The organism is Escherichia sp. WS568 (genome assembly GCF_046486085.1).
Taxonomy (GTDB): Bacteria; Pseudomonadota; Gammaproteobacteria; order Enterobacterales; family Enterobacteriaceae; genus Escherichia; species Escherichia coli.
The window spans coordinates 115,977-136,805 of sequence record NZ_JBJQMC010000005.1 but is presented as its reverse complement, the minus strand read 5'-3'; the positions used below and the strand labels follow the sequence as shown (position 1 = coordinate 136,805).

Below are 20,829 nucleotides of genomic sequence, written 5' to 3'. Positions count from 1 at the left end.
GTGAAAATTTAATTCGTATCGCAAATTAAACGCGTGTCTTTTGTGAGTTTTGTCACCAAATATCGTTATCATCACTCCCTTTTACTGGCTAAACCAGAAAACTTATTTTATCATTCAAAAAATCAGGTCGGATTGACGCCTGTCTGCGCAAATCCAGGTTACGCTTAAAGATGCCTAATCCGCCAACGGCTTACATTTTACTTATTGAGGTGAATAATGAGACTGATCCCCCTGACTACCGCTGAACAGGTCGGCAAATGGGCTGCTCGCCATATCGTCAATCGTATCAATGCGTTCAAACCGACTGCCGATCGTCCGTTTGTTCTGGGCCTGCCGACTGGCGGCACGCCGATGACCACCTATAAAGCGTTAGTCGAAATGCATAAAGCAGGCCAGGTCAGCTTTAAGCACGTTGTCACCTTCAACATGGACGAATATGTCGGTCTGCCGAAAGAGCATCCGGAAAGCTACTACAGCTTTATGCACCGTAATTTCTTCGATCACGTTGATATTCCAGCAGAAAACATCAACCTTCTCAACGGCAACGCCCCGGATATCGACGCCGAGTGCCGCCAGTATGAAGAAAAAATCCGTTCTTACGGAAAAATTCATCTGTTTATGGGCGGTGTAGGTAACGACGGTCATATTGCATTTAACGAACCGGCGTCTTCTCTGGCTTCTCGTACTCGTATCAAAACCCTGACTCATGACACTCGCGTCGCGAACTCTCGTTTCTTTGATAACGATGTTAATCAGGTGCCAAAATATGCCCTGACTGTCGGTGTTGGTACATTGTTGGATGCCGAAGAAGTGATGATTCTGGTGCTGGGTAGTCAGAAAGCACTGGCACTGCAGGCCGCCGTTGAAGGTTGCGTGAACCACATGTGGACCATCAGCTGTCTGCAACTGCATCCAAAAGCGATCATGGTGTGTGATGAACCTTCCACCATGGAGCTGAAAGTTAAGACTTTAAGATATTTCAATGAATTAGAAGCAGAAAATATCAAAGGTCTGTAATTGTTATCCCTGCCCTGGCTCCTTGCTCAGGGCAATATTTTTTAAAATCGGGGGTCAGAATGTATGCATTAACCCAGGGCCGGATCTTTACCGGCCACGAATTTCTTGATGACCACGCGGTTGTTATCGCTGATGGCCTGATTAAAAGCGTCTGTCCGGTAGCGGAACTGCCGCCAGAGATCGAACAACGTTCACTGAACGGGGCCATTCTCTCCCCCGGTTTTATCGATGTGCAGCTAAACGGCTGCGGCGGCGTACAGTTTAACGACACCGCTGAAGCAGTCAGCGTGGAAACGCTGGAAATCATGCAGAAAGCCAATGAGAAATCAGGCTGTACTAACTATCTGCCGACGCTTATCACCACCAGCGATGAGCTGATGAAACAGGGCGTGCGCGTTATGCGCGAGTACCTGGCAAAACATCCGAACCAGGCGTTAGGTCTGCATCTGGAAGGTCCGTGGCTGAATCTGGTAAAAAAAGGCACCCATAATCCGAATTTTGTGCGTAAGCCTGATGCCGCGCTGGTCGATTTCCTGTGTGAGAACGCCGACGTGATTACCAAAGTGACTCTGGCACCGGAAATGGTTCCAGCGGAAGTCATCAGCAAACTGGCAAATACCGGGATTGTGGTTTCTGCTGGTCACTCCAACGCGACGTTGAAAGAAGCGAAAGCCGGTTTCCGCGCGGGGATTACCTTTGCCACCCATCTGTACAACGCGATGCCGTATATTACCGGTCGTGAACCGGGCCTGGCGGGCGCGATCCTCGACGAAGCTGACATTTATTGCGGTATTATTGCTGATGGCCTGCATGTTGATTACGCCAACATTCGTAACGCTAAACGTCTGAAAGGCGACAAATTGTGTCTGGTTACCGATGCCACCGCGCCAGCAGGTGCCAACATTGAACAGTTCATTTTTGCGGGTAAAACAATATACTACCGTAATGGACTTTGTGTGGATGAGAACGGTACGTTAAGCGGTTCATCCTTAACCATGATTGAAGGCGTGCGTAATCTGGTCGAACATTGTGGTATCGCACTGGATGAAGTGCTGCGTATGGCGACGCTCTATCCGGCACGTGCGATTGGCGTTGAGAAACGTCTCGGCACGCTCGCCGCAGGTAAAGTAGCCAACCTGACTGCATTCACACCTGATTTTAAAATCACCAGGACCATCGTTAACGGTAACGAGGTCGTAACTCAATAAGAGAAAGTATGACACCAGGCGGACAAGCTCAGATAGGTAATGTTGATCTCGTAAAACAGCTTAACAGCGCGGCGGTTTATCGCCTGATTGACCAGTACGGGCCAATCTCGCGGATTCAGATTGCCGAGCAAAGTCAGCTTGCCCCCGCCAGCGTAACCAAAATTACGCGTCAGCTTATCGAACGCGGGCTGATCAAAGAAGTTGATCAGCAGGCCTCCACCGGGGGCCGCCGCGCTATCTCTATCGTCACCGAAACCCGCAATTTCCACGCAATCGGCGTACGGCTTGGTCGTCACGACGCCACCATCACTCTGTTTGATCTTAGTAGCAAAGTGCTGGCAGAAGAACATTACCCGCTGCCGGAACGTACCCAGCAGACGCTGGAACATGCCCTGCTGAATGCCATTGCTCAGTTTATTGATAGCTACCAGCGCAAGCTGCGCGAGCTGATCGCCATTTCCGTGATCCTGCCAGGGCTTGTTGACCCGGACAGCGGTAAAATTCATTACATGCCGCATATTCAGGTGGAAAACTGGGGGCTGGTAGAAGCACTGGAAGAGCGTTTTAAAGTGACCTGTTTTGTCGGCCACGATATCCGCAGTCTGGCGCTGGCAGAGCACTACTTCGGTGCAAGTCAGGATTGCGAAGACTCCATTCTGGTGCGTGTCCATCGCGGAACCGGGGCCGGGATTATCTCTAACGGGCGAATTTTTATCGGGCGCAACGGCAACGTCGGTGAAATTGGCCATATTCAGGTCGAACCGCTGGGTGAACGCTGCCACTGTGGCAACTTTGGCTGCCTGGAAACTATCGCCGCCAACGCTGCCATTGAACAACGGGTGTTGAATCTGTTAAAGCAGGGCTACCAGAGCCGCGTGCCGCTGGACGACTGCACCATCAAAACTATCTGCAAAGCCGCGAACAAAGGCGATAGCCTGGCGTCGGAAGTGATTGAGTATGTCGGTCGTCATCTGGGCAAAACCATCGCCATTGCCATCAACCTGTTTAACCCGCAAAAGATTGTTATTGCCGGAGAAATCACCGAAGCCGATAAAGTGCTGCTCCCTGCTATTGAAAGCTGCATTAATACCCAGGCGCTGAAGGCGTTTCGTACTAATCTGCCGGTGGTACGTTCTGAGCTGGATCACCGCTCGGCAATCGGCGCTTTTGCGCTGGTAAAACGCGCCATGCTCAACGGTATTTTGCTCCAGCATTTGCTGGAAAATTAATGTGCTTTTATAGTGGCGCTTATTGTTGTCAATATTCTGGGTAGTCCATGACCATTAAAAATGTAATTTGCGATATCGACGGCGTGCTGATGCACGATAACGTCGCCGTACCGGGTGCAGCGGAATTTTTGCACGGGATTATGGATAAAGGCCTGCCGCTGGTGTTGCTGACCAACTATCCTTCGCAGACCGGGCAAGATCTGGCGAACCGCTTTGCCACTGCGGGTGTCGATGTGCCGGACAGCGTGTTTTATACCTCCGCGATGGCGACCGCCGATTTCCTGCGTCGCCAGGAAGGCAAGAAAGCGTATGTGGTGGGCGAAGGCGCACTGATTCATGAACTGTACAAAGCCGGTTTCACTATTACCGATGTGAACCCTGATTTTGTGATTGTTGGCGAAACGCGTTCCTACAACTGGGACATGATGCATAAAGCAGCCTATTTCGTCGCTAACGGTGCACGCTTTATCGCCACCAACCCGGACACCCACGGGCGCGGTTTTTATCCGGCCTGTGGCGCGTTGTGTGCAGGCATCGAAAAAATCTCCGGACGTAAACCGTTCTATGTTGGTAAGCCGAGTCCGTGGATCATCCGCGCAGCATTAAACAAAATGCAGGCGCATTCGGAAGAAACGGTGATTGTCGGCGATAACTTGCGCACCGACATTCTGGCGGGCTTCCAGGCGGGTCTGGAGACGATTCTGGTGCTTTCTGGTGTTTCATCGCTCGACGATATCGACAGTATGCCGTTCCGCCCAAGCTGGATTTACCCGTCGGTCGCTGAAATCGACGTTATCTGAATAGCAACCACGCCTCAGGGCGTGGTTTCTTATTTTTAGCCATCATTAAAATCATCCTATTCAATAAAACCCGCCCAAAATTATCGATCCATCAATAAATACGTCACCACACCCTATCCTTTTTCACAAATCAGCAATCGCCATTACGTTTTTTATTTTTCCACCGCCAAATCGCTTGCGCACAGTGCTGCTTTGCGGCATTTTTTTAAACAAGCAAACACAACAAGCAACAAATACCAGGTTAACGGAGAAGGTTATGTGTTCAATTTTTGGCGTATTCGATATCAAAACAGACGCAGTTGAGCTGCGGAAGAAAGCCCTCGAGCTGTCACGCCTGATGCGTCATCGTGGCCCGGACTGGTCCGGTATTTATGCCAGCGATAACGCCATTCTCGCTCACGAACGTCTGTCAATTGTTGACGTTAACGCAGGGGCGCAACCTCTCTACAACCAACAAAAAACCCACGTACTGGCGGTAAACGGTGAAATCTACAACCACCAGGCACTGCGCGCCGAATATGGCGATCGTTATCAGTTCCAGACCGGATCTGACTGCGAAGTGATCCTCGCGCTGTATCAGGAAAAAGGGCCGGAATTTCTTGACGACTTGCAGGGCATGTTTGCCTTTGCCCTGTACGACAGCGAAAAAGATGCCTACCTGATTGGTCGCGACCATCTGGGGATCATCCCACTGTATATGGGCTATGACGAACATGGTCAGCTGTATGTGGCCTCAGAAATGAAAGCCCTGGTGCCGGTATGCCGCACGATTAAAGAGTTCCCGGCGGGGAGCTATTTGTGGAGTCAGGACGGCGAAATCCGTTCTTATTATCATCGCGACTGGTTCGACTACGATGCGGTGAAAGATAACGTGACCGACAAAAACGAGCTGCGTCAGGCACTGGAAGATTCCGTTAAAAGCCATCTGATGTCTGATGTGCCTTACGGTGTGCTGCTATCTGGTGGCCTGGATTCCTCAATCATTTCCGCTATCACCAAGAAATACGCCGCCCGTCGCGTGGAAGATCAGGAACGCTCTGAAGCCTGGTGGCCGCAGCTGCACTCCTTTGCTGTAGGTCTGCCGGGTTCACCGGATCTGAAGGCAGCCCAGGAAGTGGCAAACCATCTGGGCACTGTGCATCATGAAATTCACTTCACTGTACAGGAAGGTCTGGACGCCATCCGCGACGTGATTTACCACATCGAAACCTATGACGTGACGACAATCCGCGCTTCAACACCGATGTATTTAATGTCGCGTAAGATCAAGGCGATGGGCATTAAAATGGTGCTGTCCGGTGAAGGATCTGATGAAGTGTTTGGCGGTTATCTTTACTTCCACAAAGCGCCGAATGCCAAAGAACTGCATGAAGAGACGGTGCGTAAACTGCTGGCCCTGCATATGTATGACTGCGCGCGTGCCAACAAAGCGATGTCAGCCTGGGGCGTGGAAGCACGCGTTCCGTTCCTCGACAAAAAATTCCTCGACGTGGCGATGCGCATTAACCCACAGGATAAAATGTGCGGTAACGGCAAAATGGAAAAACACATCCTGCGTGAATGTTTTGAAGCGTATCTGCCCGCAAGCGTGGCCTGGCGGCAGAAAGAGCAGTTCTCCGATGGCGTCGGTTACAGTTGGATCGACACCCTGAAAGAAGTGGCGGCGCAGCAGGTTTCTGATCAACAGCTGGAAACTGCCCGCTTCCGCTTCCCGTACAACACACCGACCTCAAAAGAAGCGTATCTGTACCGGGAGATCTTTGAAGAACTGTTCCCGCTTCCGAGCGCCGCTGAGTGCGTGCCGGGCGGTCCTTCCGTCGCGTGTTCTTCCGCTAAAGCGATTGAGTGGGATGAAGCGTTCAAGAAAATGGACGATCCGTCTGGTCGCGCGGTTGGTGTTCACCAGTCGGCATATAAATAAGACGTATAATATTGCCCCGGAGAAATCCGGGGCAATTTCAGTTACTGGGGCGCTTGTTGATTCTGATATGCAGTAAGGAAATGTTCCGGGTTTGCCACATCGCTGTTTGACAACTCATTACTGTAGGCCAGTATTTCATAGATTAATTTCCCACCACTATTGTTGAATTCCGAATTTCATCCTGTATGACAAAAGAATGGCTGTAGGGTGGGGAAAAAACACAAAGTAAACAATAATTGACGAATATAGCGCCACGCTGTTCGCAACCTAACCAAACAGTCACTTTCGAGCAATTTTCCTTGAAAAAGAGGTTGACGCTGCAAGGCTCTATACGCATAATGCGCCCCGCAACGCCGATAAGGTATCGCGAAAAAAAAGATGGCTACGTAGCTCAGTTGGTTAGAGCACATCACTCATAATGATGGGGTCACAGGTTCGAATCCCGTCGTAGCCACCATCTTTTTTGCGGGAGTGGCGAAATTGGTAGACGCACCAGATTTAGGTTCTGGCGCCGCAAGGTGTGCGAGTTCAAGTCTCGCCTCCCGCACCATTCACCAGAAAGCGTTGTACGGATGGGGTATCGCCAAGCGGTAAGGCACCGGTTTTTGATACCGGCATTCCCTGGTTCGAATCCAGGTACCCCAGCCATCTTCTTCGAGTAAGCGGTTCACCGCCCGGTTATTGGGGTATCGCCAAGCGGTAAGGCACCGGTTTTTGATACCGGCATTCCCTGGTTCGAATCCAGGTACCCCAGCCATCGAAGAAACAATCTGGCTACGTAGCTCAGTTGGTTAGAGCACATCACTCATAATGATGGGGTCACAGGTTCGAATCCCGTCGTAGCCACCAAATTCTGAATGTGTCGAATATGTTCGGCAAATTCAAAAACCAATTTGTTGGGGTATCGCCAAGCGGTAAGGCACCGGATTCTGATTCCGGCATTCCGAGGTTCGAATCCTCGTACCCCAGCCAATTTATTCAAGACACTTACCTTGTAAGTGCACCCAGTTGGGGTATCGCCAAGCGGTAAGGCACCGGATTCTGATTCCGGCATTCCGAGGTTCGAATCCTCGTACCCCAGCCACATTAAAAAAGCTCGCTTCGGCGAGCTTTTTGCTTTTCTGCGTATATTCAATGTCGAATGCGATGTTGATACAGCTAATTTGAATTTGGCCCACGGTTCAGGGCAAACCAGCCTGGAAGCACACTCAGGCGCGGTTTTCCCCCTCACCCTAACCCTCACCCGAGGGGCGAGGGGACCGTCCGCACGCTTTTGTAGCTTTGGTATCAACCGTTACGCTACAACCCTAACGCATATTTCAGCGCCTGACGTTTCAACACGCCAGCACGCTCCGCCGCCATTAATCCGAGATTACGCATAAAACGCAGTGGTGGCAGATTATTGCTGAATCCGGCATAAAACAGATCCATACCGCTTTGCATAATGAAGTTATCCGCCATGCGCCGCATCTGGTAACGCTTGAGCACAGGATAACTGGCCCACGCTTCGCCGTAGCTGCGGGCGTTCACCAGAACGTCAATCAGGGCATCGACATCACGATAACCAAGATTCACCCCCTGCCCCGCCAGCGGATGGATGGTATGCGCGGCATCTCCCACCAGTGCCAATCCCGGCTGAACATACTGCAACGCATGGCGACGTGTCAGCGGAAACGCCCCCGCGGCAAGCGGTGTCACGTAACCCAGACGCGACGGGAAATGCTTCGCGATTTCCGCCTGTAGCTGCGCCATATTCATATTCTGCAACTGGCGAATGCGCGCCGGAGAGTCATACCACACCAGCGATGCCCAGTTATCAAACAACGGCAGAAACGCACGCGGTCCGTCCGGGGTAAATTGCTGCCAGGTGCTATCGCCGGGATCGTTCTCGCACTGTACGCTAATCAACATACACGACTGTGCATACTGCCAGGCATGAACGCCAATTCCCGCCATCTGCCGCACCTGCGAATTTGCGCCGTCGGCACCAATCACCAGCTTCGCGCGGATCGTTTCACCGCCCTTCAGTTCCAGCTCCTGAAGATCATTATGGCGATGCAGCGCAATCAGCGAGCCTGGCACACGTAACGTTACTTTCGGATGCGCTTCCAGCGCCTGCCACAGCGCCTGTTGCAGGACAGTGTTTTCCACCATGTAGCCAAGCAACGGTAGCTTAAGTTCAGCGGCGTCAAACACCACATGCGCCGTTTCCCACTCCCACGTTTCCAGTCTGCGGTAAGGATGGCAACGCATAGCCTGTACTGCATCCCAGACCCCTAACCCTTTAAGCAATGATACCGAAGCCGCACTAATCGCCGAGATCCGCACGTCCGGCTGGCTGTCAGCGACAAACGGTGCAGGTTGGGCATGTTCGATAACCATTACCGAAAATCCGTGCTGAGCCAGTCCCAGCGCCAGTGCGCCGCCGACCATTCCTCCGCCGACAATGGCAATTTCCGTTGGTTGATTTGTCATGGTCAATCATCCTGTTAGCAATATGCTTTAAGTTTACAGGATTTTTACCCCCAAGGGCTGATAACGCTCATACTGGTCACAACGGCAGCAAAGCATTACACTATGCGCCCTGCATTCCTGGCTACTATTTCGCAAGAGCAAGTCGATGACCAAAAAACTCCATATTAAAACCTGGGGCTGTCAGATGAACGAGTACGATTCATCGAAGATGGCCGATCTGCTGGATGCCACCCACGGCTATCAACTGACCGATGTGGCGGAAGAAGCGGATGTGCTGCTGCTGAACACCTGCTCAATCCGCGAGAAGGCTCAGGAAAAAGTCTTCCATCAGTTGGGTCGCTGGAAACTGTTAAAAGAGAAGAATCCAGACCTGATTATCGGCGTCGGCGGCTGCGTGGCATCGCAAGAAGGCGAGCACATTCGCCAGCGCGCCCACTATGTCGATATTATTTTTGGGCCGCAAACGCTGCACCGTCTGCCGGAGATGATCAACTCCGTGCGCGGCGACCGCAGCCCGGTTGTAGATATCAGCTTCCCGGAAATCGAGAAGTTTGACCGTCTGCCGGAACCGCGCGCCGAAGGGCCGACCGCGTTTGTCTCCATCATGGAAGGCTGCAATAAATATTGCACCTACTGCGTAGTGCCTTACACCCGTGGTGAAGAGGTAAGCCGTCCGTCCGACGATATTCTGTTTGAAATTGCCCAGCTTGCGGCTCAGGGCGTGCGTGAAGTCAACCTGCTCGGTCAGAACGTGAACGCCTGGCGTGGTGAGAACTACGACGGCACCACCGGATCGTTTGCCGACCTGCTGCGTCTGGTTGCGGCGATCGACGGGATCGATCGTATTCGCTTTACCACCAGCCATCCGATCGAATTCACCGACGATATCATCGAAGTGTACCGCGACACGCCGGAGCTGGTGAGTTTCCTGCATCTGCCGGTACAGAGCGGTTCCGATCGCATTCTGAACCTGATGGGACGTACCCATACAGCGCTGGAGTACAAAGCGATCATCCGTAAACTGCGTGCGGCGCGTCCGGATATTCAGATCAGTTCTGACTTCATCGTTGGCTTCCCTGGCGAAACCACCGAAGACTTCGAGAAAACGATGAAGCTGATTGCCGACGTCAATTTCGACATGAGCTACAGCTTTATCTTCTCTGCACGTCCGGGTACGCCAGCCGCCGATATGGTTGATGATGTTCCGGAAGAAGAGAAGAAGCAGCGTCTGTATATTCTGCAAGAACGTATTAATCAGCAAGCGATGGCATGGAGCCGCCGGATGCTCGGCACCACCCAGCGTATTCTGGTAGAAGGTACATCGCGTAAGAGCATCATGGAGCTTTCCGGTCGCACTGAAAATAACCGCGTGGTCAACTTTGAAGGCACGCCAGATATGATCGGTAAATTCGTCGATGTAGAAATTACCGACGTCTACCCGAACTCTCTGCGCGGTAAAGTGGTGCGTACTGAAGATGAAATGGGTCTGCGCGTGGCAGAAACGCCGGAATCGGTGATTGCCCGTACCCGCAAAGAAAACGACCTTGGCGTGGGTTATTATCAGCCGTAATTCTCAGGCCCGCCGTTCCGGTGGGCCTTGTTTTTTCTCTCTTTATCCCCATCTTTATCGCAATGCTTGCGCCTTTTTCCTGTGGCGTGAATAATTTCCTTATAGGCCGGTGAATGTTCAGCTTCCGGCGGCATACAGATAAGAGGAACGGTTTGAACATAGACACTCGCGAAATCACCCTGGAGCCAGCAGACAATGCGCGTCTGTTGAGCCTGTGCGGCCCGTTTGATGACAACATCAAGCAGCTCGAACGCCGTCTCGGCATCGAGATCAATCGCCGCGATAACCACTTTAAACTGACCGGCCGTCCGATTTGCGTCACCGCTGCGGCAGACATTCTGCGTAGCCTGTATGTCGATACTGCCCCGATGCGTGGTCAGATTCAGGATATCGAACCGGAACAGATCCACCTTGCGATTAAAGAAGCGCGGGTACTGGAGCAAAGCGCGGAGAGCGTGCCGGAGTACGGCAAAGCGGTCAATATCAAAACCAAACGCGGCGTAATCAAGCCGCGTACGCCAAACCAGGCGCAGTACATCGCCAATATTCTCGACCATGACATCACCTTCGGCGTTGGCCCGGCGGGTACGGGTAAAACCTACCTGGCAGTGGCTGCGGCAGTTGATGCCCTGGAGCGTCAGGAAATTCGCCGTATTCTGCTGACTCGTCCGGCGGTAGAAGCCGGTGAGAAACTGGGCTTCCTGCCTGGCGATTTAAGCCAGAAAGTAGACCCGTATTTGCGCCCACTGTACGACGCGCTGTTTGAAATGCTGGGCTTTGAGAAAGTCGAGAAACTGATTGAGCGCAACGTTATTGAAGTCGCGCCACTGGCCTATATGCGTGGTCGTACGCTGAACGACGCGTTTATCATTCTCGATGAGAGCCAGAACACTACCATCGAACAGATGAAGATGTTCCTGACCCGTATCGGTTTTAACTCAAAAGCGGTTATCACCGGCGACGTCACGCAGATCGACTTGCCGCGTAATACTAAATCAGGCTTACGTCACGCTATCGAAGTGTTAGCCGATGTCGAAGAGATCAGCTTTAACTTCTTCCACAGCGAAGACGTGGTTCGTCACCCGGTGGTGGCGCGTATCGTTAACGCTTATGAAGCCTGGGAAGAAGCAGAACAAAAACGTAAAGCGGCGCTGGCAGCAGAACGCAAGCGCGAAGAACAGGAACAAAAATGAGTCAGGTGATCCTCGATTTACAACTGGCATGTGAAGATAATTCCGGGTTACCGGAAGAGAGCCAGTTTCAGACATGGCTGAATGCGGTGATCCCGCAGTTTCAGGAAGAATCGGAAGTGACTATTCGCGTGGTCGATACCGCCGAAAGCCACAGTCTGAATCTGACCTATCGCGGTAAGGATAAGCCGACCAACGTGCTCTCCTTCCCGTTTGAAGTGCCGCCTGGCATGGAAATGTCGCTACTGGGCGATCTGGTTATCTGCCGTCAGGTGGTTGAGAAGGAAGCTCAGGAGCAAGGCAAACCACTGGAGGCGCACTGGGCGCATATGGTGGTGCACGGCAGTCTGCATTTGTTAGGTTACGATCACATCGAAGATGACGAAGCAGAAGAAATGGAAGCCATCGAAACAGAGATTATGCTTGCTCTGGGCTATGAGGATCCGTACATTGCCGAGAAAGAATAATTTGCCAGGCATTTGACTGGCAGACGTCCCCGCCGTTGGTGATTAACGACGGCGTTTTGATTAACTAACATGAGAACCCATACGACGCCATGAGCGACGACAATTCACACAGTAGTGACACGATAAGCAACAAGAAGGGATTTTTCTCCCTGTTACTCAGCCAACTTTTCCACGGTGAACCGAAAAACCGTGACGAACTGCTGGCGCTGATCCGTGATTCCGGGCAGAACGACCTTATCGACGAAGATACGCGCGATATGCTCGAAGGGGTGATGGACATCGCAGACCAACGCGTCCGCGACATCATGATCCCCCGCTCCCAGATGATTACCCTGAAACGCAACCAGACGCTGGACGAATGCCTTGATGTCATCATTGAGTCCGCCCACTCACGTTTCCCGGTGATTAGCGAAGACAAAGATCACATTGAAGGGATTCTGATGGCGAAAGACTTGCTGCCGTTTATGCGCAGCGATGCTGAAGCCTTCAGCATGGACAAAGTGTTACGTCAGGCGGTTGTCGTTCCTGAAAGTAAGCGCGTAGACCGGATGCTGAAAGAGTTTCGCTCTCAGCGTTACCACATGGCGATCGTCATTGACGAATTCGGTGGAGTTTCCGGTCTGGTGACCATTGAAGACATCCTGGAACTGATTGTTGGTGAGATTGAAGACGAGTATGACGAAGAAGATGATATCGACTTCCGTCAGCTGAGTCGTCATACCTGGACCGTGCGCGCACTGGCTTCTATTGAAGACTTCAACGAAGCGTTCGGCACCCACTTTAGCGATGAAGAGGTTGACACTATCGGTGGTCTGGTGATGCAGGCATTTGGGCATCTTCCGGCGCGTGGCGAAACCATCGACATCGACGGTTACCAGTTCAAAGTGGCGATGGCCGACAGTCGGCGTATTATTCAGGTTCATGTCAAAATCCCGGATGACTCACCCCAGCCGAAGCTGGATGAATAAAACCGAAACTGGATAGATAACTACATGGCTTTTGCCTCATTAATTGAACGCCAGCGCATTCGCCTGCTGCTGGCGTTATTATTCGGTGCCTGCGGAACGCTGGCCTTCTCTCCTTACGACGTCTGGCCTGCGGCGATTATTTCGCTGATGGGGCTTCAGGCGTTGACCTTTAACCGCCGTCCACTCCAGTCTGCCGCTATTGGCTTTTGCTGGGGATTTGGCCTCTTTGGCAGCGGTATTAACTGGGTCTATGTCAGCATCGCGACCTTTGGCGGAATGCCTGGCCCGGTTAACATCTTCCTGGTGGTACTGCTGGCGGCGTATTTGTCGCTGTATACCGGACTGTTTGCTGGCGTGCTGTCGCGTCTGTGGCCGAAAACCACCTGGCTGCGCGTGGCGATTGCCGCCCCTGCTCTCTGGCAAGTGACCGAGTTTCTGCGCGGTTGGGTACTAACAGGCTTCCCGTGGTTACAGTTCGGCTATAGCCAGATTGATGGCCCGTTAAAAGGGCTGGCACCGCTAATGGGCGTGGAAGCCATTAACTTCCTGCTTATGATGGTTAGCGGCCTGCTGGCACTGGCGTTAGTCAAACGCAACTGGCGTCCGCTGGTGGTGGCCGTCGTGCTGTTTGCCCTACCCTTCCCGCTGCGTTACATCCAGTGGTTTACCCCGCAACCGGAGAAAACCATTCAGGTTTCGATGGTTCAGGGCGATATTCCGCAATCGCTGAAATGGGACGGAGACCAGCTACTTAATACGCTGAAGATTTACTACAACGCAACGGCACCGCTGATGGGCAAATCATCGTTGATTATCTGGCCGGAGTCGGCGATAACCGATCTGGAAATTAATCAGCAACCGTTCCTCAAAGCACTGGACGGTGAGTTGCGCGATAAAGGTAGCTCGCTGGTAACCGGGATTGTCGACGCGCGTCTCAATAAGCAGAACCGCTACGATACCTACAACACCATCATCACACTGGGTAAAGGTGCACCGTACAGCTACGAATCAGCCGATCGCTATAACAAAAACCATCTGGTGCCGTTTGGCGAGTTTGTCCCGCTCGAGTCGATTCTGCGTCCGTTAGCACCGTTCTTTGATCTGCCGATGTCGTCGTTCAGCCGTGGGCCATATATCCAGCCGCCGCTGTCGGTAAATGGTATTGAGCTTACTGCGGCTATTTGCTACGAGATCATTCTCGGCGAGCAAGTGCGCGATAACTTCCGCCCGGATACCGACTATCTGCTGACTATCTCCAACGATGCGTGGTTTGGTAAGTCTATTGGTCCATGGCAGCACTTCCAGATGGCGCGAATGCGTGCGTTGGAGCTGGCGCGCCCACTGTTGCGCAGCACCAACAACGGCATTACGGCGGTGATTGGCCCGCAGGGTGAGATTCAGGCGATGATCCCGCAGTTCACCCGCGAGGTGTTAACCACTAATGTGACGCCGACCACCGGACTCACACCGTATGCACGTACCGGCAACTGGCCGCTGTGGGTACTGACGGCATTGTTTGGTTTTGCCGCTGTGTTGATGAGTCTGCGTCAACGACGTAAATAATCCCTTCTTATCGTGCCGGAATACATCCCGTATTTCGGCACGCTCGCCGGATGTGGCATCAGTGCGTTATCCGGATGACAAAATTCCCCTATCCAACTTTGGCACATCTATTGCTTTGTTATACAAGGCAAAGCTTGAACCCGCATCAGTACAACCCGGTTGCACCACAGCAATCCACCGGTAGCACCAAAAGAGTGCATTTTAAGAATTTTGCTTCGGAATGGTGCGGCGCATCTCGCAAAAACAAACAATAAAACATCAATATCTTTACATTTAGCCAAACTAAATGTTACCTAACAAACACAACACTGCACAATAAAGTTGCAGATGATAACAACACAAACACTCACAACGGGTATCCATGCGTTCTTAACGCAGAAGATAAAGGAGTTGGATATGCAATTACGTAAACCTGCCACAGCAATCCTGGCCCTGGCGCTTTCCGCAGGACTGGCACAGGCAGATGACGCCGCCCCGGCAGCAGGCAGTACGCTGGACAAAATCGCCAAAAACGGTGTGATTGTCGTCGGTCACCGTGAATCTTCAGTACCTTTCTCTTATTACGACAATCAGCAAAAAGTGGTGGGTTACTCGCAGGATTACTCCAACTCCATTGTTGAAGCAGTGAAAAAGAAACTCAACAAACCGGACTTGCAGGTGAAATTGATTCCGATCACCTCACAAAACCGTATTCCGCTGCTGCAAAACGGCACTTTCGATTTTGAATGTGGTTCTACCACCAACAACGTCGAACGCCAAAAACAGGCGGCTTTCTCCGACACTATTTTCGTGGTCGGTACGCGCCTGCTGACAAAAAAAGGCGGCGATATTAAAGATTTTGCCGATCTGAAAGACAAAGCCGTCGTAGTCACTTCCGGCACCACCTCTGAAGTTTTGCTCAACAAACTGAATGAAGAGCAAAAAATGAACATGCGCATCATCAGCGCCAAAGATCACGGTGACTCTTTCCGTACCCTGGAAAGCGGTCGTGCCGTTGCCTTTATGATGGATGATGCTCTGCTGGCTGGTGAACGTGCGAAAGCGAAGAAACCAGACAACTGGGAAATCGTCGGCAAGCCGCAGTCTCAGGAAGCCTACGGTTGCATGTTGCGTAAAGACGATCCGCAGTTCAAAAAGCTGATGGATGACACTATCGCTCAGGTGCAGACCTCCGGTGAAGCGGAAAAATGGTTTGATAAATGGTTCAAAAACCCAATTCCGCCGAAAAACCTGAACATGAATTTCGAACTGTCGGACGAAATGAAAGCACTGTTCAAAGAACCGAATGACAAGGCACTGAACTAATTACAAGAACCAGGGGCGGAAATTCCAGCCCTCTCGATTGTTACGTAGCACGGACAGACTATACGCCTGATGGTCGTTCCCCATCGGGCCTGAAAACCGCAATACGCTGGGTAACAATCTTCGAGGGTAGCAGTTAACGCTGCTACCCTCTTTTTTCTGGAGTAGATTTATGTCTATAGACTGGAACTGGGGTATTTTTTTACAACAAGCCCCGTTCGGCAACACCACCTATCTTGGTTGGATCTGGAGTGGTTTTCAGGTGACGATCGCTTTGTCGATCTGCGCCTGGATTATCGCTTTCCTCGTCGGTTCATTTTTCGGCATTTTACGTACCGTTCCAAACCGTTTTCTCTCCGGTCTGGGTACGTTGTATGTCGAACTGTTCCGCAACGTGCCGTTGATTGTGCAATTCTTTACCTGGTATCTGGTGATCCCGGAGCTGTTGCCGGAGAAAATCGGCATGTGGTTTAAGGCCGAGCTGGATCCCAATATTCAGTTTTTCCTTTCATCCATGCTCTGCCTGGGGCTGTTTACCGCCGCCCGTGTTTGCGAACAGGTACGCGCCGCGATTCAGTCGTTGCCGCGTGGGCAAAAGAATGCCGCGCTGGCAATGGGTCTGACGCTACCGCAGGCTTACCGCTATGTACTGCTGCCTAATGCTTATCGCGTTATCGTCCCGCCGATGACCTCCGAGATGATGAACCTGGTGAAAAACTCCGCCATCGCCTCGACTATCGGTCTGGTAGATATGGCGGCGCAGGCGGGTAAATTGCTCGATTACTCAGCTCATGCCTGGGAGTCGTTTACCGCCATTACGCTTGCGTATGTGTTGATTAACGCGGTTATCATGCTGGTAATGACGCTGGTTGAACGTAAAGTTCGCCTGCCCGGCAACATGGGGGGCAAATAATGTACGAGTTTGACTGGAGTTCCATAGTTCCTTCCCTGCCATATCTGCTCGACGGGCTGGTGATCACCCTGAAAATCACCGTCACGGCAGTCGTGATTGGTATTTTGTGGGGCACCATGCTGGCGGTGATGCGCTTGTCCAGCTTTGCGCCCGTAGCGTGGTTTGCCAAAGCCTACGTTAACGTATTCCGCTCGATTCCTTTAGTTATGGTTTTGCTGTGGTTTTACCTGATTGTGCCGGGTTTTCTGCAAAACGTGCTGGGATTATCGCCAAAAAATGATATCCGTTTAATCTCGGCGATGGTGGCGTTTTCGATGTTTGAAGCGGCCTACTATTCAGAGATTATCCGTGCCGGTATTCAAAGTATTTCCCGTGGTCAGTCGAGCGCCGCGCTGGCGTTGGGGATGAATCACTGGCAGTCGATGAAACTGATTATTCTGCCGCAGGCGTTCCGCGCGATGGTGCCGCTGCTGCTCACTCAGGGCATCGTACTGTTCCAGGATACCTCACTGGTGTATGTGTTATCTCTGGCCGATTTCTTCCGTACCGCCTCAACCATTGGTGAGCGTGATGGTACGCAGGTCGAGATGATCCTGTTTGCCGGGTTTGTTTATTTCGTTATTAGCCTTAGCGCATCGTTGTTGGTCAGCTACTTGAAAAGAAGGACAGCATAATGATTACCCTGAAAAATGTTTCAAAATGGTATGGTCACTTTCAGGTGCTGACCGACTGCTCAACCGAAGTGAAAAAAGGCGAAGTGGTGGTGGTTTGCGGCCCGTCTGGTTCCGGCAAATCAACGCTGATTAAAACCGTCAACGGCCTCGAACCGGTGCAGCAAGGTGAAATCACCGTCGATGGCATCGTGGTTAATGATAAGAAAACCGATCTGGCAAAGCTGCGTTCCCGCGTCGGGATGGTGTTTCAGCATTTCGAGCTGTTCCCCCATCTGTCGATTATCGAAAACCTGACCCTGGCGCAGGTGAAAGTGCTTAAACGCAATAAAGCGCCGGCTCGTGAAAAAGCATTGAAATTGCTGGAGCGCGTCGGGCTTTCCGCACATGCCAATAAGTTTCCGGCGCAGCTTTCCGGCGGCCAGCAGCAGCGAGTGGCGATCGCTCGCGCATTGTGCATGGATCCTATTGCCATGCTGTTCGACGAACCAACGTCGGCGCTGGATCCGGAGATGATCAACGAAGTGCTGGACGTGATGGTCGAACTGGCGAACGAAGGAATGACGATGATGGTGGTGACCCACGAAATGGGCTTTGCCCGTAAAGTGGCGAATCGGGTGATCTTTATGGACGAGGGTAAAATTGTCGAAGACTCGCCGAAAGACGCTTTCTTCGATGATCCGAAATCGGACCGCGCAAAAGACTTCCTCGCGAAAATCCTGCATTAATCACTCTGGCGCGCATACCCAAGTGCGCGCCATCTCACGCTTTATCGTTTCGCTCCTCGTATCTGTTACATCCTGGCGGTACCCTTGTCGCAAAGAAGCACACAACAAGGAGCAACAATGGCACTGCCAATTCTGTTAGATTGCGACCCAGGTCATGACGACGCTATCGCAATCGTTCTCGCCCTCGCCTCACCAGAGCTTGATGTCAAAGCAATTACGTCTTCCGCCGGAAACCAGACACCAGAAAAAACCTTACGCAATGTTCTGTGTATGCTGACCTTGCTTAATCGCACCGATATTCCGGTAGCAAGCGGTGCGGTAAAACCATTAATGCGTGATTTGATTATCGCGGACAATGTGCACGGCGAAAGCGGTCTCGACGGCCCGGCATTACCGGAACCGACGTTCGCACCGCAAAACTGTACGGCGGTGGAGCTGATGGCGAAAACGCTGTGTGAAAGTGAGGAACCTGTCACCATTGTTTCTACCGGACCGCAAACTAACGTTGCCTTGCTGCTCAATAGCCACCCGGAACTGCATAGCAAAATTGCCCGTATCGTGATTATGGGCGGCGCAATGGGGCTTGGTAACTGGACGCCTGCGGCTGAATTTAATATTTACGTTGACCCGGAAGCGGCAGAAATTGTCTTCCAGTCAGGGATCCCGGTGGTGATGGCCGGTCTGGATGTTACTCACAAAGCACAAATTCACGTTGAGGACACCGAGCGTTTCCGCGCCATTGGCAACCCTGTTTCAACCATTGTTGCCGAACTGCTGGATTTCTTCCTCGAATATCATAAAGACGAAAAATGGGGCTTTGTCGGCGCACCGCTGCATGACCCATGCACCATCGCCTGGCTGTTAAAACCGGAGTTGTTTACCACTGTTGAGCGCTGGGTTGGCGTGGAAACACAAGGGAAATATACCCAAGGTATGACGGTTGTTGATTATTATTATCTGACTGGCAATAAACCGAATGCCACTGTAATGGTCGATGTTGATCGTCAGGGCTTTGTTGATTTACTGGCCGATCGTCTGAAATTTTACGCTTAACACACGTCATTGATTAAGATCACCACGCGTTACCTGGGTGGTCTTAATCTGTTTATCTCTTTTTCTTTCAAGATATAAATGCAATGGATAATGCAGAACTCGCCATTGGTATCGATCTCGGTACTACCAATAGTTTAATTGCCGTCTGGAAAGACGGTGCCGCGCAATTAATTCCAAATAAGTTCGGTGAATATTTAACACCATCCATAATTAGCATGGATGAAAATAATCATATTTTAGTCGGAAAACCGGCTGTATCACGGCGTACTTCGCATCCGGATAAAACGGCAGCGTTATTTAAACGTGCAATGGGCAGTAATACCAACTGGCGGTTAGGCAGCGACACATTTAACGCGCCAGAACTGTCCTCTTTGGTATTACGCTCATTAAAAGAAGATGCCGAAGAATTTCTGCAACGTCCGATTAAAGATGTGGTGATCTCCGTTCCGGCTTATTTCAGCGATGAACAACGCAAGCATACCCGTTTAGCAGCGGAGTTAGCCGGGTTAAATGCGGTACGCTTAATTAATGAACCCACAGCAGCTGCGATGGCATATGGCCTGCATACGCAACAAAATACCCGCTCGCTGGTTTTTGATCTCGGTGGCGGCACGTTTGACGTCACGGTGCTCGAATACGCCACGCCGGTGATTGAAGTTCACGCCTCCGCTGGCGACAACTTTCTTGGCGGCGAAGATTTTACTCATATGCTGGTGGATGAAGTTTTAAAACGCGCCGCAGTGGCTAAAAACATGCTCAACGAAAGTGAGCTGGCAGCCCTGTACACCAGCGTGGAAGCGGCAAAATGTAGCAATCAATTACCGCTGCAAATTAGCTGGCAGTATCAGGAAGAAACGCGTGAGTGCGAATTTTACGAGAACGAACTGGAAGATTTGTGGTTGCCGCTGCTCAATCGCTTGCGAGTGCCGATTGAACAGGCGTTGCGCGATGCACGTCTGAAGCCAAGTCAAATCGACAGTCTGGTGCTGGTTGGCGGCGCATCACAAATGCCGCTGGTGCAGCGAATCGCCGTGCGTCTGTTTGGCAAATTACCGTATCAAAGTTACGATCCGAGCACCATTGTCGCGCTGGGCGCAGCAATCCAGGCCGCCTGCCGCTTACGCAGTGAAGATATTGAAGAAGTGATCCTCACTGATATTTGCCCCTACTCCTTAGGTGTTGAAGTTAACCGCCAGGGCGTTTCCGGCATTTTCTCACCGATTATTGAACGAAATACCACTGTGCCGGTGTCGCGAGTAGAAACTTACTCGACCATGCACCCGGAGCAGGATTCAATAACGATTAATGTTTATCAGGGAGAAAATCACAAAGTTAAGAATAATATACTGGTTGAATCCTTTGATGTTCCGCTGAAGAAAACCGGGGCTTATCAGTCTATTGATATTCGCTTTAGTTATGATATTAACGGATTGCTTGAAGTTGACGTGCTTCTGGAAGACGGCAGCGTTAAGTCCAGAGTCATTAACCACAGCCCGGTAACGTTAAGTACCCAGCAAATTGAAGAGAGTCGGGCACGGTTATCCGCATTAAAAATTTATCCGCGCGATATGCTCATCAACCGTACCTTTAAAGCCAAACTGGAAGAGTTATGGGCGCGGGCGCTGGGTGACGAGCGAGAAGAGATTGGCCGGGTAATCACCGATTTTGATGCGGCGCTGCAATCAAACGATATGGCCCGCGTCGATGAAGTTCGTCGACGGGCGAGCGATTATTTGGCCATTGAGATCCCTTAA

Annotated in this window: 17 protein-coding genes and 7 tRNA genes; 23 read left to right on the top strand and 1 reads right to left on the bottom strand. The window is 51.5% G+C overall.

Annotated features, from left to right (window positions below; translation table 11 throughout):
* Positions 1–216 precede the first annotated feature (216 nt).
* The 12 genes from nagB (at position 217) to ACJHWR_RS07630 (ending at position 7,259) form a co-directional block, all read left to right on the top strand.
* On the top strand, positions 217–1,017 hold the full coding sequence (nagB, locus tag ACJHWR_RS07685; RefSeq protein ID WP_001237072.1) for a glucosamine-6-phosphate deaminase: 801 nt from the start codon (positions 217–219) through the stop codon (positions 1,015–1,017).
* A gap of 59 nt (positions 1,018–1,076) precedes the next feature.
* The gene (nagA, locus tag ACJHWR_RS07680; protein ID WP_000271160.1) at positions 1,077–2,225 is read left to right on the top strand and encodes an N-acetylglucosamine-6-phosphate deacetylase; all 1,149 of its coding nucleotides are present in this window, start codon (positions 1,077–1,079) and stop codon (positions 2,223–2,225) included.
* 8 nt (positions 2,226–2,233) lie between these two features.
* Positions 2,234–3,454, top strand: coding sequence for a DNA-binding transcriptional regulator NagC (gene nagC / locus ACJHWR_RS07675; protein ID WP_000187594.1), 1,221 nt, complete (start codon positions 2,234–2,236; stop codon positions 3,452–3,454).
* Positions 3,455–3,501: 47 nt separating this feature from the next.
* A complete protein-coding gene (gene nagD, locus ACJHWR_RS07670) occupies positions 3,502–4,254 on the top strand; it encodes a ribonucleotide monophosphatase NagD (protein ID WP_000153129.1) in 753 nt (250 codons plus the stop codon).
* Between the two features lie 256 nt (positions 4,255–4,510).
* Complete coding sequence (asnB, locus tag ACJHWR_RS07665; protein WP_000337077.1) at positions 4,511–6,175, top strand: asparagine synthase B; 1,665 nt, start codon at positions 4,511–4,513, stop codon at positions 6,173–6,175.
* A 380-nt stretch (positions 6,176–6,555) separates the two neighbouring features.
* A tRNA-Met gene (locus tag ACJHWR_RS07660) sits at positions 6,556–6,632 on the top strand.
* Between the two features lie 8 nt (positions 6,633–6,640).
* A tRNA-Leu gene (locus ACJHWR_RS07655) sits at positions 6,641–6,725 on the top strand.
* A 23-nt stretch (positions 6,726–6,748) separates the two neighbouring features.
* Positions 6,749–6,823 (top strand) — tRNA-Gln (locus tag ACJHWR_RS07650).
* Between the two features lie 34 nt (positions 6,824–6,857).
* A tRNA-Gln gene (locus ACJHWR_RS07645) sits at positions 6,858–6,932 on the top strand.
* Between the two features lie 15 nt (positions 6,933–6,947).
* A tRNA-Met gene (locus ACJHWR_RS07640) sits at positions 6,948–7,024 on the top strand.
* Positions 7,025–7,072: 48 nt separating this feature from the next.
* Positions 7,073–7,147 (top strand) — tRNA-Gln (locus ACJHWR_RS07635).
* A gap of 37 nt (positions 7,148–7,184) precedes the next feature.
* A tRNA-Gln gene (locus tag ACJHWR_RS07630) sits at positions 7,185–7,259 on the top strand.
* Between the two features lie 215 nt (positions 7,260–7,474).
* On the opposite strand, the gene ubiF is transcribed toward ACJHWR_RS07630, so the two are convergent.
* Entirely contained in the window at positions 7,475–8,650 is a 1,176-nt protein-coding gene (ubiF, locus tag ACJHWR_RS07625) for a 3-demethoxyubiquinol 3-hydroxylase (RefSeq protein WP_000184558.1), read from the bottom strand.
* A 145-nt stretch (positions 8,651–8,795) separates the two neighbouring features.
* Here ubiF and miaB point away from each other — a divergent pair, with 145 nt between their 5' ends.
* The 11 genes from miaB to hscC all read left to right on the top strand — a co-directional run bounded on the left by miaB (position 8,796) and on the right by hscC (position 20,829).
* On the top strand, positions 8,796–10,220 hold the full coding sequence (gene miaB, locus ACJHWR_RS07620; RefSeq protein ID WP_000162740.1) for a tRNA (N6-isopentenyl adenosine(37)-C2)-methylthiotransferase MiaB: 1,425 nt from the start codon (positions 8,796–8,798) through the stop codon (positions 10,218–10,220).
* A 152-nt stretch (positions 10,221–10,372) separates the two neighbouring features.
* Complete coding sequence (locus ACJHWR_RS07615) at positions 10,373–11,413, top strand: PhoH family protein (protein WP_001018040.1); 1,041 nt, start codon at positions 10,373–10,375, stop codon at positions 11,411–11,413.
* On the top strand, positions 11,410–11,877 hold the full coding sequence (gene ybeY / locus ACJHWR_RS07610; protein WP_000084467.1) for an rRNA maturation RNase YbeY: 468 nt from the start codon (positions 11,410–11,412) through the stop codon (positions 11,875–11,877). Before ACJHWR_RS07615 ends, ybeY begins: the two co-directional genes overlap by 4 nt.
* An 89-nt stretch (positions 11,878–11,966) precedes the next feature.
* Positions 11,967–12,845, top strand: coding sequence for a CNNM family magnesium/cobalt transport protein CorC (gene corC, locus ACJHWR_RS07605; protein ID WP_001278605.1), 879 nt, complete (start codon positions 11,967–11,969; stop codon positions 12,843–12,845).
* 24 nt (positions 12,846–12,869) lie between these two features.
* A complete protein-coding gene (gene lnt / locus ACJHWR_RS07600; RefSeq protein ID WP_000853046.1) occupies positions 12,870–14,408 on the top strand; it encodes an apolipoprotein N-acyltransferase in 1,539 nt (512 codons plus the stop codon).
* Positions 14,409–14,804: 396 nt separating this feature from the next.
* Complete coding sequence (gene gltI / locus ACJHWR_RS07595) at positions 14,805–15,713, top strand: glutamate/aspartate ABC transporter substrate-binding protein GltI (RefSeq protein ID WP_410226688.1); 909 nt, start codon at positions 14,805–14,807, stop codon at positions 15,711–15,713.
* A 169-nt stretch (positions 15,714–15,882) separates the two neighbouring features.
* On the top strand, positions 15,883–16,623 hold the full coding sequence (gene gltJ / locus ACJHWR_RS07590) for a glutamate/aspartate ABC transporter permease GltJ (RefSeq protein WP_000020944.1): 741 nt from the start codon (positions 15,883–15,885) through the stop codon (positions 16,621–16,623).
* Complete coding sequence (gltK, locus tag ACJHWR_RS07585) at positions 16,623–17,297, top strand: glutamate/aspartate ABC transporter permease GltK (protein WP_000272820.1); 675 nt, start codon at positions 16,623–16,625, stop codon at positions 17,295–17,297. Before gltJ ends, gltK begins: the two co-directional genes overlap by 1 nt.
* Positions 17,297–18,022 carry a glutamate/aspartate ABC transporter ATP-binding protein GltL gene (gene gltL, locus ACJHWR_RS07580; protein ID WP_000631389.1) on the top strand — a complete coding sequence of 242 codons (726 nt, stop codon included), beginning with the start codon at positions 17,297–17,299 and terminating at the stop codon, positions 18,020–18,022. The genes gltK and gltL overlap by 1 nt, the downstream gene beginning before the upstream one ends.
* A gap of 117 nt (positions 18,023–18,139) precedes the next feature.
* The gene (rihA, locus tag ACJHWR_RS07575; protein ID WP_001207493.1) at positions 18,140–19,075 is read left to right on the top strand and encodes a pyrimidine-specific ribonucleoside hydrolase RihA; all 936 of its coding nucleotides are present in this window, start codon (positions 18,140–18,142) and stop codon (positions 19,073–19,075) included.
* 83 nt (positions 19,076–19,158) lie between these two features.
* Complete coding sequence (hscC, locus tag ACJHWR_RS07570) at positions 19,159–20,829, top strand: molecular chaperone HscC (protein WP_000367864.1); 1,671 nt, start codon at positions 19,159–19,161, stop codon at positions 20,827–20,829.

Bases quoted from the DNA above. Each gene is read 5' to 3' on its own strand.
- rihA (WP_001207493.1), top strand. From the start codon at position 18,140: ATGGCACTGCCAATTCTGTTAGATTGCGACCCAGGTCATGACGACGCT.
- nagC (WP_000187594.1), top strand. From the start codon at position 2,234: ATGACACCAGGCGGACAAGCTCAGATAGGTAATGTTGATCTCGTAAAA.
- gltL (WP_000631389.1), top strand. From the start codon at position 17,297: ATGATTACCCTGAAAAATGTTTCAAAATGGTATGGTCACTTTCAGGTG.
- gltJ (WP_000020944.1), top strand. From the start codon at position 15,883: ATGTCTATAGACTGGAACTGGGGTATTTTTTTACAACAAGCCCCGTTC.
- nagD (WP_000153129.1), top strand. From the start codon at position 3,502: ATGACCATTAAAAATGTAATTTGCGATATCGACGGCGTGCTGATGCAC.
- lnt (WP_000853046.1), top strand. From the start codon at position 12,870: ATGGCTTTTGCCTCATTAATTGAACGCCAGCGCATTCGCCTGCTGCTG.
- hscC (WP_000367864.1), top strand. From the start codon at position 19,159: ATGGATAATGCAGAACTCGCCATTGGTATCGATCTCGGTACTACCAAT.
- miaB (WP_000162740.1), top strand. From the start codon at position 8,796: ATGACCAAAAAACTCCATATTAAAACCTGGGGCTGTCAGATGAACGAG.
- gltK (WP_000272820.1), top strand. From the start codon at position 16,623: ATGTACGAGTTTGACTGGAGTTCCATAGTTCCTTCCCTGCCATATCTG.
- asnB (WP_000337077.1), top strand. From the start codon at position 4,511: ATGTGTTCAATTTTTGGCGTATTCGATATCAAAACAGACGCAGTTGAG.
- ubiF (WP_000184558.1), bottom strand. From the start codon at position 8,650: ATGACAAATCAACCAACGGAAATTGCCATTGTCGGCGGAGGAATGGTC.
- gltI (WP_410226688.1), top strand. From the start codon at position 14,805: ATGCAATTACGTAAACCTGCCACAGCAATCCTGGCCCTGGCGCTTTCC.
- nagA (WP_000271160.1), top strand. From the start codon at position 1,077: ATGTATGCATTAACCCAGGGCCGGATCTTTACCGGCCACGAATTTCTT.
- corC (WP_001278605.1), top strand. From the start codon at position 11,967: ATGAGCGACGACAATTCACACAGTAGTGACACGATAAGCAACAAGAAG.
- nagB (WP_001237072.1), top strand. From the start codon at position 217: ATGAGACTGATCCCCCTGACTACCGCTGAACAGGTCGGCAAATGGGCT.
- ybeY (WP_000084467.1), top strand. From the start codon at position 11,410: ATGAGTCAGGTGATCCTCGATTTACAACTGGCATGTGAAGATAATTCC.